This window comes from Rhodococcus sp. UYP9 (assembly GCF_040547235.1).
GTDB lineage: Bacteria > Actinomycetota > Actinomycetes > Mycobacteriales > Mycobacteriaceae > Rhodococcoides.
This window is the reverse complement of sequence record NZ_JBEPPH010000002.1, coordinates 603,159-615,886: the sequence shown is the minus strand read 5'-3', so window position 1 is coordinate 615,886 and position 12,728 is coordinate 603,159. Positions and strand designations below refer to the sequence as shown.

Genomic DNA, 12,728 nt, shown 5'->3' with positions numbered 1-12,728 from the left:
GTCATCAGAGAAGCCGCAGGCGCAAGACCTCTTCGTTGAACTCGTCGATCGCCTCGACGGAGCTCATATGCCCGATCCGCGGTATCTCGATAAGCCTGCTGAGGTGATCGTGGCTCTCCAACGCCCGCGCAAGCTTGCGCGCCTGCACCGGTGGAGTCAGCCGATCCGCGGTACCGACCAGCACACTCGTCGGCACGCTCATGTTGGCCAACGCTTCGTGAATGTCGAGCTCGGTCAGCGCAGCTCCCCAGATCCCCCGCGTCCGAGGTTGGCACTCGAGCACGATTTTTTCGCAGAACGCGACCTCGGCAGGTGTCGCACCCGGGGCCATCGAGACGTACTTGATGGCCTGTCTCATCACCGGTGACGGCCGAAGTGGCACGGCCGACCCGAGTACCGCGCGCGACAGTGGCAACGGGACTCGACGAAAACGCTCCGGAAGTGGAATGACCGTTGTCTCGCGAACGAGGCTGTCGGTGGCAGTGCTTGCAAGGAGTACCGCACTGACGAGTCGGTCGACCTGTTTCGGGTAGCGGCCGGCCCACGCCATGATCGACATGCCGCCCATACTGTGCCCGACCAGAACGGCCTTGTTGTCCTCGGTGACGGTAGCGGCCAGGACGCCGGCGAGGTCGTCGGCCAGAACGTCGGGTCCGAGCAACCTGGTACCGACGTCGCTGCGACCGTGGCCGCGTTGGTCGTACACGATGACCGAGTAGTTCTCGGCGAACGCGTTGATCTGCGGGATCCAGTAGTCCGCCGAACATGTCCACCCGTGACTGAACACGATCGGTGGAGCATCCGGGTCGCCGTACACACGGACGTGAAGTTCTGCACCGTCATCGGTGACGACAGGGACGATGCGGGGAACGAACGTCGGCGTCCGAAGTAATGCGTCCGGGGCAGTGTCGGTGGTCCTTGTGATCGAAGTGCGAGCCCGTCGCCGCACGAGGTAGACACCGATTCCTGCCGCGGCAGCCAGTCCCCCGATGCCGAGGATGGCACCTTCTACAGCTCTACGTGAAACCACGAACCGAACTCCTTCGATATTGGTGACAGGACTGATCGATACGACGCAGCCGAGGGCTTTGCGTCGTATCGGATCTGTACGGGTCACACGCGTGCGCCAACGGCCCGGCCGCTGCAGCAACGCCGTGGTGCAGCTACCAGCGCGGTCCGCGCTGAATGCTGTCCACCTTCGGTCGCACGTCGATCAGGTAGACGCACACCGCGACCACACCGATCAGGCCGATGAAGTTGATGGCTCCGAAAACGAAGATGACCAGCAACGCCACGATCAGGATGGCGAGCCATACAGGCTTGGTCAGCTTGTCCACCGCGGTGAAGGCGTCGGGCCGCTGCCTGACGGCGTGGAACACCGCGTAGGCAGCACCGCCGAGCGCGATGAAGCGAAGGATGAGAAGGATCCACGAAGTGAGACTGTCGACGGCTAACACGAGACCCATACTACGCAAAACGCCCCCCACACCGCTCGATGCAGGGGGCATTCAGGGTTGAAAATCAGCTAGTGGACTTCTTTGCAGGCGCCTTCTTGGCAGGCGCTGCGGTCTGCTTGGCTGCGGTAGCAGGCGTGGGAGTCGAGGCAGACTCGGCCTTCTTCGCCGGAGCCGCCTTCTTCAAGGGAGCATCCACGTTGCCGCGGGTCTTGGACTCGACCTTTCCAGCGGTTCCGCTGACCTTCTGCGAAGCGTCGGTGGCAGCTTCCTTGGCGTTGTCACCGGCCTCGTCGATCTCGTCGGCCAGTTCGTCCGCGGTGTCGCGGACCTTGTCCGACGCAATGCCTGCGAGTGCAGCTGCGCGTTCGCCGACAGCGCGCGTCTGCGAAGCAACGGTTCCCAGCGCTTGCTCGGTGAGATCGACGACGTCGTTGGCTGCGGCGTTCGCACGATCGAGACCTTCTTCGACAGCCGGTGTGCGACGGATGCGCTCGACGGCCTCTTCGCCGCGCTCGGCGAGAGAAGTGTAAAGATCCGATGCAACCTTCAGGTATGCCTCTGCCACCTTGCGCAGCTCGTCCTGGGTGAAACGCTCACGCAGGTCGGCGATTTCGTCAGGGAGTTCGGCGGGCAACTTAGCGAGGCGCTCACGAAGACCCTCTACGCCCTCGGTCACATCTTCGGACAGGTCGGCGATCCGGGCCCGTGCGGTGTCGACACGCTCGGTGACCTCGGTGCTGCGGGACTCGGCGCGTGAACGAACCTGCGCTACGACGTCCGCGACAGCCTGGACAACTGCGTCGCCTGCGCCGACTGCGGCGTACAGAGGGGTCTGAATATCGAAGTTTTTGGGATCAGTCATGAGAAGACTCCTGTGTGGGTGATTCTGGGTCTGTTGACACATCGGGTTCGGGCGGCGACGACGCTGCGTCGCTCGCTTTACGCGCTTGTTCGTTCTCACGACGAAACGAGTCGTAGATTTCGATCAGCACGTGCTTTTGCCGTTCGGTGATCTCGGTGTCGCCGAGCAGCGTGTCTCGAACCGGACCGTGTGGACGTTCTTCCAAGAACCCGGCCCGTACGTATAGAGCTTCCGAGGACACACGCAGACCCTTGGCGATCTGCGCGAGCACGTCGGCGGAGGGTTTACGAAGCCCGCGTTCGATCTGACTCAAATACGGATTGCTCACCCCCGCCCTCGACGCGAGTTGCCGCATGGACACCTGCGCGGCCTCGCGTTGCGAACGGATGTAACTGCCGATGTCCGATGCTGCTGTGGTCACGACACTGGCGACAAGATCACTCGCCTCCGCCACGACCTCCGTAGCTTCGGAGACCTTGGCGACTATCCCCTGATTGTCGGTCTGATCATCATTGCTGGGGGTCATGTTCACTACTCGTTCCTGCATCGAAACTTGTGGTCTCGGCGTCAGGACCGACCATACCCAAGGGTGCTTGCTATTGCAAGCACTCTGCTAGCACTCCTGCCCAGGGACACAATGGCGGGTTGGCGAATCAAAAAATCAGATTCGACACCGAGTAGATGGCCAAACCTGCCAACGCCCCGACAACGGTGCCGTTGATACGGATGAACTGGAGATCGCGACCCACCTGCAACTCGATTTTCGAACTCGCCTCTTCCGCATCCCAGCGAGCGACCGTGTCGGTAATGATCGTGGTGATCTCGTCTGCATAGTTGGCGGCGATGTAGCGCGCTCCGCCGAGCAGCCAGCCATCGACCTTGCCGCGGAGTTCGTCATCGTCGCGCAGCCGAACACCCCAGCCGGCCGCGTTCTCGCTGATCTTGCGTCGCAAGGTGCTCGACGGGTCGTCCACCGACTCCATGATCAACCGCTTGGCGACCTTCCAGGTGGCGGATGCAAGCCCCGTGACCTCGGCGCGACCCATGATCTGGGACTTCAGCGATTCGGCCTTCTCGATCGTCGCCGGATCATGCTGGAGATCGTGCGCATAGTCGACGAGGAACTTGTTGGCGGCCAGCCTCAGCTCGTGCTCCGGCGTCGACCTGACTTTCCAGGTGAACTCGACGAGTTCCTTGTATATCTTCTCCCCGAGCAGCGTGTCGACGAACTTCGGCGACCAGGTCGGAGAATCGCGACTGACGACGCGTTCGATCGTCTCCTGACTTCCCAGCGCCCACTGGTGAGCACGCTCGGCGAGCATGTCGATCAACGGCAGCTGGCGATTCTCCTTGATGAGTTCGCCCAACACCCGACCGATCGGCGGACCCCATTCCGGGTCGGCGAGCCTCCGCACGATGGTGTTGTCGATCACCTGCGTGATGTCGTCGTCGTTGAGCACTTCGACGACCCCGCGCAGCACCGTCGCCGATTCGGCCGCGACTCTGTCCGCGTTCTCCGGCTGCGCCAACCAGGTCCCGAGCCGGAGCGGAATTTGTGCCGAACCGATCTTTTCCGACACGACATCGGGCGCCAGGAAATTGCTTCCGACGAACGAGCCGAGGCTGGCACCGAGCTGATCCTTCTTCTTCTTGATGATGGCCGTGTGTGGGATCGGAATACCCAACGGGTGCTTGAAGAGTGCGGTCACCGCGAACCAGTCCGCCAGCGCACCGACCATTCCCGCCTCGGCCGCGGCCCGGACGTAGCCGACCCACTCGCCTGCGCCTCGGGACTCCTGCCATCTGCAGAACATGTAGACCACGGTGGCGAATACCAGGAACCCCGTTGCGAGGCCCTTCATCTTGCGAAGGTCGCGACGCTTGGTCGCATCGTCGAAGTTCATCAGCTGCACCTCGCCATTGTGCCTGCGTTCGGCGAGAGCGGTCGTCCCGGATGCACCGATCCGCACAGGCAGCTCGGTGCGGCAGGAATCGATACAACAGGACGCCTAAGCTGAGGCGGGAACGAAAACGACGGGATACGGCGGACACACGTGGCGAGAAATGCGACGACAGCGGCAAAAGTGAGCAGTCCGAAAGCGACGGAAGACGGCACACTCGAAGCAGAAGTCGACACCAAGAAGGCAGATACCGAGGCGGCAACGAAGCCAGCGAAGCCGGACGGCAGAAAACGGCGGTGGCGCGATCACAAGATCGCCCGGCGTGAAGAACTCGTCGACGGCACGTTGGCCGCAATTCGCTTGCGGGGCCGCGAGATCGGCATGGACGAGATCGCATCGGAGATCGGGATCTCGAAGACGGTTCTCTACCGCTACTTCACCGACAAGAACGATCTGACCAACGCAACGATGACTCGTTATGTCGAGACGACCCTCGCCCCACGGATCTACACGGCCATCTCGGAAGAACTCGATGAATATCAACTCACCCGGGCTGTCATCGCGGCCTACGTGGAGACGGTCGCCACCGACCCCGAGGTCTACCTCTATGTGATGGCCAACAATGCCGGCACCAATCGTGACGTTGTCGCCGAGTCGGAGCGCATGATCGCCGAGTTGCTCGCGACCGTCCTCGGCGAACGACTGCGCGCTCGCGAAATGGACTCCGGCGGGTCGGTGCCCTGGGCGTTCGCGATCGTCGGCGCCGTCCAGCTGGCCACGCACTGGTGGATCTCGAACAAGTCAATGTCGGCCGAGGACCTCATCGACTATCTATGCATGTTGATGTGGGGTGGAATCCACGGCGTCGCGCAGGCCGACGGATCGCCGGCGAAGTTCAAATCGCAGCCGCACCCGCTCGTCGACGAGGACCGCCCCTGAGCAGGACACGTGGGGGCAGGTACTCAAAAACAAGCAATGTAGGTTAGCGTTGCCTATGCGCTTACGGACACTCTCGACATTCGCCCCGGTGATCGCTGCCCTCGCGGTAGTAACCATGACAGCCTGTGGCACCGATTCCGGCAGCGAACCCGCTGCCGACGGACCCACCGTCGACACGATATTCGGCGAAGTCACCGTACCGGCCGCTCCTCAACGCGTCGTCGCACTCGGATGGTCGGACGCCGAGACGGCGCTAGCACTCGGAGTGCAGCCCGTCGCTGCAAGCGACTGGCTCGCCGTCGGCGGTGACGGACTCGGACCATGGGTCGAGGAAAGCTACGACACCGCGCCGACGATCCTCGGTACCTACGAGATCGACGTCGAATCGGTGGCCGCACTCGAGCCAGACCTGATCCTGTGGACTCGCAGCACGAACGACCAGGCAGTCTACGAGGACCTTTCCGACATCGCTCCGACCGTCGGCGCACCCGTCGGCACCGACATCGCCTACGGAACAACGTGGGACGGGCAGACCCAGTTGATCGCCGACGTGCTCGGCAAATCCGAGGACGGTCGCCAGATCATCGACGAGACCAACGAAAAGTTCGACGAGGCCGTCGCGGCGAACCCGCAGTTCGCCGACAAGACCGTTGCCGTCGGCACCCTCTACAGCGGCCAACTCGGCGCCTACGTCGACGGGGACGTCCGCGTGGACTTCATGAAGAGGCTCGGTTTCGTCAACAAGCCCGAAATTCAGGCGCTCGCCGAGCCGAACAAGTACGCAATCACGCTCTCTGCCGAGAACACAGCTGCCCTCGACGCCGATCTGACCGTGATGTTTCCGATCGGAAGCAGTGCCGAGTCGATCACCAACGACGCTGCCATCCAAGCACTCCCCTCCGCTCGCGACGGCCGACTCGTCGTCCTCGGAGACCAGAACCTGAACAACGCTTTCTCTTCCGCGTCCGCGGCAGGCACCCAGTACGCCCTCGACAACGCGGTACCGCTCTTCGAAAAGGGTTGATCACACTCTCCCCGGCGGGCTGGTCACACTCTCCCCGGCGGGCTGGTCACACTCTCCCCGGCGGGCTGGTCACACTCTCTCTGGCGGGCTGGTCACACTCTCCCCGGCGGGAAGCCACCTTCGGCGATCGGCCCCCAGCTCTCGATCGTGATGCGTATCAACGATTTTCCCTGTTTGCGCATCGCCTCCCGATACTCGTCCCAGTCGGAATGCTCACCGGCGACGCTACGGAAGTACTCGACGAGCGGTTCCACCGAATCCGGGAGGTCGATGATCTCGGCCGTACCGTCGATTTGGACGTAAGCATCGTTCCACTCGTCCGAGTGAATCAACGCGGTCACCGACGGGTTGCGACGAATGTTGTAGACCTTCGCGCGCTCCGGGTACGTCGCAATGACGATGCGGCCTTCCGAATCGAGCCCGGACGTAACCGGCGAGACTTGCACTCCGCCGTCGCGTTTACGGGTGATCAGGGTCAGGTGGTGTCGAGGAGAAACGAAGTCGAGCATCGTGGAGCGGTCGACGGATTGTGCTGACGCAAGTTTCGGGGCCATGAATCCCAGGGTAGATCTCCGCCGCGGACTAGGGTCTGTTCATGGCCAAGTCATCCGAGAAGTCGGCGTCACCGGACAACGCGGAATCGAAGGACGAGAAGCCTTCGTTGTGGTCTACCCCGCCCGGCAAAATCCTCCGCGCGACCGATTCGACGCGTATCGAGGACATCGACTTCGATGAGACGCCCGGATTCGAGGGCACGAAAGCGGAGGGTCAGGATCTCCTCCTCGAGCGCGGTGAAGTTCTTTCCGCCCTTCAGGAAAAGTTGTACGCCAACGGACGTGCCGGAGATCTGCGCTCGATTCTTCTGGTACTGCAGGGAATGGACACTGCGGGCAAGGGCGGGATGGTCCGCAATGTCATCGGGATGGTCGATCCGCAGGGCGTCGACCTTGCCTCTTTCGGGGTTCCCACCAAGGAAGAGAAGCAGCACCATTATTTGTGGCGAATTCGTAAGGCCCTACCCCGCGGCGGCAAGATAGGGGTCTTCGATCGGTCGCATTACGAGGATGTGTTGGTCGTAGCGGTCCACGACCTGGTTCCGCGCCAGGTGTGGGAACCAAGATTCGACGAGATCAACGCTTTCGAGAAGGACCTCACCGAACAGGGCACGCTCATCATCAAGGTCGCCTTGTTCGTCTCGCCGGAAGAGCAGCGAGCGCGACTGCAGGAGAGGCTGGACCGTCCAGACAAGCACTGGAAATATAATCCGAGCGATGTCACCGAGCGTAAATTCCTACCGCAATATCGCACCGCGTACCAACGCGCCATCGATCGAACGAATACCGATTACGCACCGTGGTTCGTCATCCAGGCCGACCGGAAGTGGTACAGCCGACTGGCAGTAACGGAGTTGCTGATCGATGCACTGGAACAGCTCGAACTCGACTGGCCCGCTGCCGATTTCGACGTCGAGCTGGAAAAAAGGCGGCTGGCTGAAAGCTAGTGCCGAACCGTCAGAGCAGTCTTGGGGTAGTGCGGTGGAGTCGGTGATCGTGCTTGACCACTCCGCCCACCAGGCCCATGGCCCCCGCAATTGCCACCACGCAGACACTGCCTGCCAACACTGCCAGAGCGTCGTAGCCAGAACCTACTGCGACCAGGAACAAGCCCATCGCAGTGACGGCAAGCAATGCCAGTCCGTAACCAACCCAGCCTGCGAACGTATTGAGTTTCATCTCGGGTCCCTTCGCCGAAGAGAACTGTGCTGACCCGACTTCGACGCTACGCCCGCGTAGTACGCCTTTCGCATACATTTTCGGATACGAAAGGCGTACGAGAACTCAGAATGTCTTGGCGTCGATCACGAACCGGTAGCGGACGTCGCTCTTCAACACGCGCTCGTACGCCTCGTTGATCTTGTCGGCGGCAATGGTCTCGATCTCGGCACCGATGTGGTGTTCAGCGCAGAAGTTCAACATTTCCTGCGTCTGCGCAATGCCACCGACCATCGAACCCGCGAGGCTACGACGGTTGGCCGCAAGGGTGAATCCGCGCACCTTGATGGGCTCGGACGGAAGCCCCAGGATGACGAGCGAGCCGTTCATCGCGAGCAATGACATGTGCTTGTCCATGTCGATCTCTGCCGACACGGTATTGATGATCAGGTCGAATTCACCACGAAGCTTCTTGAACGTCGCGGCGTCGGAAGTGGCGTAGTAGTGATGCGCACCGAGGCGCTTGCCGTCCTCTTCCTTGTTGAGCGACTGACTGAGCACGGTCACCTCGGCGCCGAGTGCATTGGCGATCTTGACGCCGACATGTCCCAGTCCGCCCATACCGATGATGGCGACCTTCGTTCCGGGTCCGGCTCCCCAATGCTTGAGCGGGGAGTACAGCGTGATGCCTGCGCACAGGAGAGGCGCCGCGACGTCGAGCTCGATTCCCTCCGGAATGGAAAGAACGAACCCTTCGGTGACGACGATGTGCGTGGAGTATCCGCCCTGGGTGATGGTGCCGTCGGCCTGCTTGGAGTTGTAGGTCGCCGTCACACCCTTGCTGCAGTACTGCTCTTCGTCGGCAAGGCAGGCCTCGCACTCGCCGCAGGAATCCACGAAGCACCCGACGCCGACGCGGTCGCCGACCTTGTGCTTACTGACATCGGAACCGACCTCGGAGACGATGCCCGCGATTTCGTGTCCCGGAACGACGGGGTAGGTGGTGCCGCCCCACTCGTTCCGGGCGGTGTGGATATCGGAGTGACAGATACCGGCGAACTTGACCTCGATGAGGACATCGTTGGGTCCGAGCTCACGACGCTCGATGGTGACCTTCTCGAGCGGAGCATCAGGGGCCGTCGCGGTATATGCAGTAGCTGAAGTCATAGCTACATTGCTACCTACCCATCGGTAGCCATGCAAAGCGGACACTCCCGCCAGCAGGGTATTCCCAGCAGGCGGGAGTGATTCACAACAATCCGGACCGGTGCTCTAACCGTTGCGGGCGATATTGAGACCCAGCCAGCCGACATACGTGCCGAGTCCGATGAGGCCGATCTTACGAGTCTTGGGGTACGCAATGGCAGCACCGACAGCGAGTTCGGTAGCTCCGTTGCGGCTGATCCAGGTCCTGGTGTCGCGAGGGAAAGGACGCTTGGTGATTCCTTCGAACGCCTCGGGAACGACGAAATGCGCGGCACCCGTCGCTGCCAATACAATTCCGAACACCTTCGGAACGAGTCCGCCGGACTTCTTCGACTTGCTCACTCTGCTGTCCCCTGTTCTGCGCGTCGGCGCACCCGTCGCGCCGCTGCCACCAAGTTACGCAACGACGGTTCCAGTTGCCAATACTGGCGTGTTTTGAGGCCACCGTCGGGATTGGCCCACAACCGGTCGATGTCGATCGTCGCGGCTGCCTGTGTCAGTAGCTCGTCGAGTTCGTCGATGTCGGGGATACGCGCCGAACGACTCTCGTACACGCCCGGACCGACTCCATGGCTGAGGACGTTCTCCTGCAAAGCACCGAGAACCCAGTCGATGGATCGTGTTGCCACGATCGCCGTGACATCGGCATCGAGGTTCTCGATCGCGTCGACCACCGACGCACGAGTGGAGTACCCCAGATGCGTGTGAATCTGGGTCTCGGCCTGTGCACCCGACGTCGCCAGCCGAAACGCCTCGACCGACCAACGGAGGTATTCTTTGCGCCCCTTCTCACGCGAGGGCAACAGTTCACGCAACGCCGGCTCGTCGACCTGAATGATCCCGATCCCGGCTTTCTCGAGATCGGCGATCTCGTCACGAATGGTCAGGGCAACCTGGTCGGCCACCTCGTGCAGTGGGAGATCCTTCCGCACGAACGAACGGGCGAGCATGGTGACCGGTCCGGTCAGGATTGCTTTGACCGGCTTGTCCGTCAACGACTGCGCGAACGCTGTCCACTCGACGCTCATCGGTTCCGGCCGGGCCACGTCGCCGTACAGAATGGGCGGACGCACGCATCGTGAACCGTACGTCTGGACCCACCCGTTGGTCGTCGTGGCGAACCCTTCGAGCGCTTCGGCGAAGAACTGAATCATGTCGTTGCGTTCCACCTCGCCGTTCACCAAGACGTCGAGCCCGATGTCCTCCTGCAGCCGAATGACCTGCTCGATCTCGTCCTCGACGAGCGCGTGATAGTCAGCAGTATCGATACGGCCCTGTCCCAGTTCGTATCTCGCCTGCCTCATTGCCGAAGTTTGCGGGAACGAACCGAGGGTGGTGGCGGGCATCAGCGGAAGATTCAGCTTCTTGTGCTGCGCGATCTTCCGCTCGGCGTACGGCAGTCGAACCCGCATGTCGGGCGTTACGTTGTAAACCCGGTGCCGCACCGCGTGCTTCTGCTTGAAGTGCACCTCGGTCGGCTTCTTGCGCCACCTGTCCGACGGCCCGTCGGTGAGCGCCTTTGCCAAGGCAACGACCTCGCCGACTTTTTGCTTCGCGAACGCAAGACGATCGGCGACGTTGCCGTCGATGTCGTACTCGCTCAGCACGTCGTACGGAACGTGCAGCAGTGTCGACGACGTCGAGACGACGAGGTCTTCGCACACCTCTTTCAATCGCTCGAGGTAGTCGAGCACGACGACGCGGTCGGCACGCCACACGGTGCGGCCGTCGATGACTCCAGCGTAGAGGCGTTTGCGTTTCATTCCGGAAATGGCGGCGAGCTCTTCCGGCTCGAGCCTGCCTGCGACGAGGTCCAGACCGATTGCCTCGATCTTGGTGGCTGCGAGAATCGGCAGCGCAGGGCCGAGAGACCCGTATTGACCTGTCACGAGAAGTCGGGGTCGCAACGCCGTCGTCGACAGGGCGGTGTACGCGCGGTCGAGTGCTGCCAGCTCCTCGGCTGTTCGTTCAGCAGTGAATGCGGGCTCGTCCAGCTGGACGCAGGTAGCACCTCGCAGGGCAAGCAACTCGAAGAGGGCACTGTACTGCGTAAGCAGATCCCCCAGCCGATCGAGCGGGGAGAATCCTTGCGCTGCCAGAGATCCGGCCTTGGACAACAACAGCAGCGATACCGGGCCGAGCACAACGGGGCGCAGTTCGATACCGCGGGCCTTCGCCCGATCGAACTCATCGAGCAGGCTCTCCGCGTGCAGTGAGAACGGCGTCGACTCGTCGATCTCGGGTTGGCGGTAGAAGTAATTGGAGTCGAAATACCGCACCAGCTCCAGCGGCGGGAGATCAGGCTTGCCGCGAGCAACGGTGAAGTAGAAATCGAGCGGATGCATCTCCCCTTCGAGCGGGGCGAAGCGCGTCGGAACTGCCCCGAAAAGCAATGCGTCGTCGAGGACATGATCGTAGAAGGAGAAGGTGTTTCCGGGGACTTGCGTCAACCCGGTTGCATGGAGTTCGTCCCAGGTGTCTTCCTGAAGGGAACGACCTACGGACTGGAGTGCGGCGCGGGCGGCAGGCGTCGACCTACCGTTCCAGTAGGTCTCGAGTGCGCGCTTCAATTCTCGCCGCGGGCCGATTCTCGGGTATCCCAGGATGCTCGAACCGAATTCGGCTGCGCTACTCGCCACGAAAGGGTTCCTTCCAGTGAGGGTGCAACGGCAGACGCGAGTGGGAATACGTTGCCGACAACGTATTCCCACTCACCTGCGCGAAGCGCCTACCTATTTTGCGAAACGACCGTTCTCGTACTGGTAGAAACCTGATCCGGTCTTCTTGCCGACCAGCCCTGCCTCGACCATACGTAGCAGAAGCGGCGGGGCGGAGAACAACGGTTCCTTGAACTCTTCGTACATCGAGTCGGCAATCGACTTGACGGTGTCGAGTCCGACGAGGTCGGCCAATGCCAAGGGCCCCATGGGATGTGCGAGGCCCAGCACTGTCGCTTTGTCCACGTCTTCCTTGGTGGCGAACCCGGACTCGACCATGCGAATGGCCGAGAGCAGGTACGGCACCAGGAGCGCGTTGACGACGAAACCCGAACGGTCTGCAGACCGGACGACCTGCTTGCCGAGTACTTCGCTGGCGAATTTCTCCGCACGCTCGGCGACAGCCTGGCTTGTCTTGAGAGTGGTGACGAGCTCGACGAGCGGGAGCACCGGCACCGGGTTGAAGAAATGCATACCGACGACACGATCCGGTGACTTGGTCGCAATTCCCAGCTTCATGATGGGGATCGACGACGTGTTGGACGCGAGTACTGCATTCGGGTCCGTCACCACCGAATCGAGCTCGGCAAAAATGTCGGCCTTGATCTTCTCGTCCTCGAGAACGGCCTCGACAACGAGCTGACGGTCGGCGAAGTCACTGAGGTCGGAGGTGAACCGCAACCGCCAGGCTGCCTGCTCACGTTCTCGCTCGGTGATCTTGCCGCTGCTGACACCACGGTCCAACGACCGCAGGATGCGTGCGCGTCCTGCAGCCGTCAGCTCACGTGTCTGTTCGTAGACCAGCACGTCGACGTGTGCGCGTGCGCACACCTCGGCAATTCCGGCACCCATCTGCCCGATGCCGATAACGCCGACTCGCTGAATTTTCTCGCTGGTCACGTCAGCTCCT

At 61.8% G+C, this 12,728-nt stretch carries 14 protein-coding genes; 3 read left to right on the top strand and 11 right to left on the bottom strand.

Going from position 1 to position 12,728, the window contains the following annotated elements; translation table 11 throughout:
* Positions 1 to 4 precede the first annotated feature (4 nt).
* The 5 genes from ABIB36_RS09310 to ABIB36_RS09290 all read right to left on the bottom strand — a co-directional run bounded on the left by ABIB36_RS09310 (position 5) and on the right by ABIB36_RS09290 (position 4,223).
* Positions 5 to 1,030 carry an alpha/beta fold hydrolase gene (locus tag ABIB36_RS09310; RefSeq protein WP_084346399.1) on the bottom strand — a complete coding sequence of 342 codons (1,026 nt, stop codon included), beginning with the start codon at positions 1,028 to 1,030 and terminating at the stop codon, positions 5 to 7.
* A gap of 133 nt (positions 1,031 to 1,163) precedes the next feature.
* Positions 1,164 to 1,466, bottom strand: a complete 303-nt coding sequence (locus ABIB36_RS09305; RefSeq protein WP_084346235.1) for a DUF2516 family protein — start codon at positions 1,464 to 1,466, stop codon at positions 1,164 to 1,166.
* A 55-nt stretch (positions 1,467 to 1,521) separates the two neighbouring features.
* Entirely contained in the window at positions 1,522 to 2,319 is a 798-nt protein-coding gene (locus ABIB36_RS09300; protein ID WP_084346236.1) for a heparin-binding hemagglutinin, read from the bottom strand.
* Complete coding sequence (locus tag ABIB36_RS09295; RefSeq protein WP_179142236.1) at positions 2,312 to 2,845, bottom strand: helix-turn-helix domain-containing protein; 534 nt, start codon at positions 2,843 to 2,845, stop codon at positions 2,312 to 2,314. Before ABIB36_RS09295 ends, ABIB36_RS09300 begins: the two co-directional genes overlap by 8 nt.
* A 127-nt stretch (positions 2,846 to 2,972) precedes the next feature.
* Complete coding sequence (locus ABIB36_RS09290) at positions 2,973 to 4,223, bottom strand: DUF445 domain-containing protein (RefSeq protein WP_179142237.1); 1,251 nt, start codon at positions 4,221 to 4,223, stop codon at positions 2,973 to 2,975.
* Between the two features lie 180 nt (positions 4,224 to 4,403).
* Between ABIB36_RS09290 and ABIB36_RS09285 the strand changes: the two genes are divergently transcribed.
* Together ABIB36_RS09285 and ABIB36_RS09280 are read left to right on the top strand one after the other, a co-directional pair.
* Complete coding sequence (locus ABIB36_RS09285) at positions 4,404 to 5,159, top strand: TetR/AcrR family transcriptional regulator (RefSeq protein WP_256895547.1); 756 nt, start codon at positions 4,404 to 4,406, stop codon at positions 5,157 to 5,159.
* Positions 5,160 to 5,214: 55 nt separating this feature from the next.
* Positions 5,215 to 6,183 (top strand): iron-siderophore ABC transporter substrate-binding protein, encoded by a 969-nt coding sequence (locus ABIB36_RS09280; RefSeq protein ID WP_084346239.1) that lies wholly within the window; start codon positions 5,215 to 5,217, stop codon positions 6,181 to 6,183.
* 92 nt (positions 6,184 to 6,275) lie between these two features.
* Here the strand turns inward: ABIB36_RS09280 and ABIB36_RS09275 are convergent, their stop codons facing one another.
* Positions 6,276 to 6,737 carry a PPOX class F420-dependent oxidoreductase gene (locus tag ABIB36_RS09275; protein WP_084346240.1) on the bottom strand — a complete coding sequence of 154 codons (462 nt, stop codon included), beginning with the start codon at positions 6,735 to 6,737 and terminating at the stop codon, positions 6,276 to 6,278.
* A gap of 41 nt (positions 6,738 to 6,778) precedes the next feature.
* On the opposite strand from ABIB36_RS09275, the gene ABIB36_RS09270 reads away from it, so the two are divergent.
* Positions 6,779 to 7,684 (top strand): PPK2 family polyphosphate kinase, encoded by a 906-nt coding sequence (locus ABIB36_RS09270; protein WP_354563026.1) that lies wholly within the window; start codon positions 6,779 to 6,781, stop codon positions 7,682 to 7,684.
* A 10-nt stretch (positions 7,685 to 7,694) separates the two neighbouring features.
* Here ABIB36_RS09270 and ABIB36_RS09265 read toward each other — a convergent pair whose 3' ends face one another.
* From ABIB36_RS09265 to ABIB36_RS09245, 5 genes are all read right to left on the bottom strand, one after another.
* A complete protein-coding gene (locus ABIB36_RS09265) occupies positions 7,695 to 7,916 on the bottom strand; it encodes a hypothetical protein (RefSeq protein ID WP_084346401.1) in 222 nt (73 codons plus the stop codon).
* 105 nt (positions 7,917 to 8,021) lie between these two features.
* Positions 8,022 to 9,062 (bottom strand): NAD(P)-dependent alcohol dehydrogenase, encoded by a 1,041-nt coding sequence (locus ABIB36_RS09260; protein WP_354563029.1) that lies wholly within the window; start codon positions 9,060 to 9,062, stop codon positions 8,022 to 8,024.
* Positions 9,063 to 9,167: 105 nt separating this feature from the next.
* Positions 9,168 to 9,443, bottom strand: coding sequence for a DoxX-related protein (locus ABIB36_RS09255; protein ID WP_084346243.1), 276 nt, complete (start codon positions 9,441 to 9,443; stop codon positions 9,168 to 9,170).
* Complete coding sequence (gene metE, locus ABIB36_RS09250) at positions 9,440 to 11,740, bottom strand: 5-methyltetrahydropteroyltriglutamate--homocysteine S-methyltransferase (RefSeq protein WP_354563031.1); 2,301 nt, start codon at positions 11,738 to 11,740, stop codon at positions 9,440 to 9,442. The genes ABIB36_RS09255 and metE overlap by 4 nt, the downstream gene beginning before the upstream one ends.
* A 93-nt stretch (positions 11,741 to 11,833) precedes the next feature.
* Complete coding sequence (locus ABIB36_RS09245) at positions 11,834 to 12,718, bottom strand: 3-hydroxybutyryl-CoA dehydrogenase (RefSeq protein WP_084346245.1); 885 nt, start codon at positions 12,716 to 12,718, stop codon at positions 11,834 to 11,836.
* Positions 12,719 to 12,728 lie beyond the last annotated feature (10 nt).

Coding starts and splice junctions, on each gene's coding strand:
- ABIB36_RS09290 (WP_179142237.1), bottom strand. CDS start 4,223: ATGAACTTCGACGATGCGACCAAGCGTCGCGACCTTCGCAAGATGAAG.
- ABIB36_RS09295 (WP_179142236.1), bottom strand. CDS start 2,845: ATGACCCCCAGCAATGATGATCAGACCGACAATCAGGGGATAGTCGCC.
- ABIB36_RS09305 (WP_084346235.1), bottom strand. CDS start 1,466: ATGGGTCTCGTGTTAGCCGTCGACAGTCTCACTTCGTGGATCCTTCTC.
- ABIB36_RS09275 (WP_084346240.1), bottom strand. CDS start 6,737: ATGGCCCCGAAACTTGCGTCAGCACAATCCGTCGACCGCTCCACGATG.
- ABIB36_RS09270 (WP_354563026.1), top strand. CDS start 6,779: ATGGCCAAGTCATCCGAGAAGTCGGCGTCACCGGACAACGCGGAATCG.
- ABIB36_RS09265 (WP_084346401.1), bottom strand. CDS start 7,916: ATGAAACTCAATACGTTCGCAGGCTGGGTTGGTTACGGACTGGCATTG.
- ABIB36_RS09300 (WP_084346236.1), bottom strand. CDS start 2,319: ATGACTGATCCCAAAAACTTCGATATTCAGACCCCTCTGTACGCCGCA.
- ABIB36_RS09280 (WP_084346239.1), top strand. CDS start 5,215: ATGCGCTTACGGACACTCTCGACATTCGCCCCGGTGATCGCTGCCCTC.
- ABIB36_RS09260 (WP_354563029.1), bottom strand. CDS start 9,062: ATGACTTCAGCTACTGCATATACCGCGACGGCCCCTGATGCTCCGCTC.